Raw genomic sequence first — 1,341 nt, forward strand, 5'->3', positions numbered from 1 at the left:
TCCATCAGTACTTAAAATTGTAGAACCAATAAAAAGGAGCCAGGTAGAAATTGTCATTTTCTACCTGGCTCCTTTGTTCAAATTCAGATTAGACCGTTAATATAAGGTTGGCACGAGGCCACCTTCCATCCGCAGTGCTTCACCGGAAAATCCGTTTGAGTATGGCGACACAACGAAGGTGACGAAGCGGCCGATTTCTTCTGGGTCAATGAGGCGCTGGATCATTGATAGTGGCCGGTGCTCCTTAACAAAGGCCGTTTCCCACTCTTCCTTGGAATGCTATTCCCGGACAAATCCGGTTGGCTTAAACGTAGTGCCGTGCATCAGGGTGTTTTCGACCGGGCACTTCTTGGCGACGTCGGCGAGGAACTGCTTAATGTCCTCATCGGATTCGTCACTGCGCACGTGGGCCTGGTAGCGGATCTCAGTGAACTTTCGTAACGATTCACCGTCGATGTCTTCCCGGCCCAGGTCGCCTTCAACGTCCACCCAAAATGCCTGGAGGTCAAAGTGCCGCTTTTGGGCAAGCGCGGTGGCCGTGATTGACTGGCAGGCGCCGAAAGAGGCGAGGAGAATTTCGACCGGGTTCATCCCGGTATTCGTACTGCCGGGCTCGTCAAAGGTGATTTCAAAGCCCCGGGTACCAGCAGCGACCTGCATTCCGGTAGTAGTTTTAGTTGCTCTAACTTTGTAAGTGCTCATTGCTTTCGCCCTCCTGATTTCTTTTCCCTTAATTGTAATCGGTGACTAACTTGTCAGCAACGAAAATGCTCCTTTGACCCGGCCCGTGATTAGCGCCTATAATAGGGTATCATTGGTTTAGTACCGTCAGAATGGGGAGATTGTAATGAAGTATTCGCACCGTTTAAGTGACGCTGTCCACATCTTAGTGTACTTGGAAATTTTGGGAAGCAATAGCAGCTCCGCGATTGCGGATAATGTTAATTCTAACCCCAGTCTGATCCGGCGGTTAGTTGCCTCAATGGTCAAAGCGGGAATTCTGCAACGCAGCGGTCACCACGGCGAAATTACGATCAAGCTGACCCGTCCGGCCGCTCAGGTTAGCCTCCTGGATATTTACCAGGCGGTGGAAAGTCACCAGGAATTTTTGGATGTTGACCAGGAAATCAACCACCACCACCCCTTGAGCAGGTGTATGCCAGAGGTGCTGACTGCCGAATATGAACGGGTCCAACAGGCAGCCGAGCAGGAGATGGCCCAAATTAAGCTGGCGACGATTGTTGATAAGGTTCGGACGAAAATTAAGGAAGCGGAATAAACTGGAAGAAGCACCTACGTTAGCCACGAGAGCTGAAGTGAACCCCCATAGTTGGACGAAAG

The 1,341-nt window shown here is 50.8% G+C and carries 2 protein-coding genes and 1 pseudogene; 1 reads left to right on the top strand and 2 read right to left on the bottom strand.

The genetic code is table 11. The annotated features are described in order from the left end of the window. Positions 1-96: 96 nt before the first annotated feature. Positions 97-273, bottom strand: a pseudogene (locus FC49_RS09860) (SDR family NAD(P)-dependent oxidoreductase); the annotation flags it as partial. A gap of 6 nt (positions 274-279) precedes the next feature. Next, positions 280-702, bottom strand: coding sequence for an OsmC family protein (locus FC49_RS09595; RefSeq protein WP_056984890.1), 423 nt, complete (start codon positions 700-702; stop codon positions 280-282). Between the two features lie 145 nt (positions 703-847). Here FC49_RS09595 and FC49_RS09600 point away from each other — a divergent pair, with 145 nt between their 5' ends. Beyond that, positions 848-1,279, top strand: a complete 432-nt coding sequence (locus FC49_RS09600; RefSeq protein ID WP_056984891.1) for an Rrf2 family transcriptional regulator — start codon at positions 848-850, stop codon at positions 1,277-1,279. The last annotated feature ends 62 nt before the right edge of the window (positions 1,280-1,341 follow it).

The organism is Limosilactobacillus oris DSM 4864, from assembly GCF_001434465.1.
GTDB classification, from domain to species: domain Bacteria; phylum Bacillota; class Bacilli; order Lactobacillales; family Lactobacillaceae; genus Limosilactobacillus; species Limosilactobacillus oris.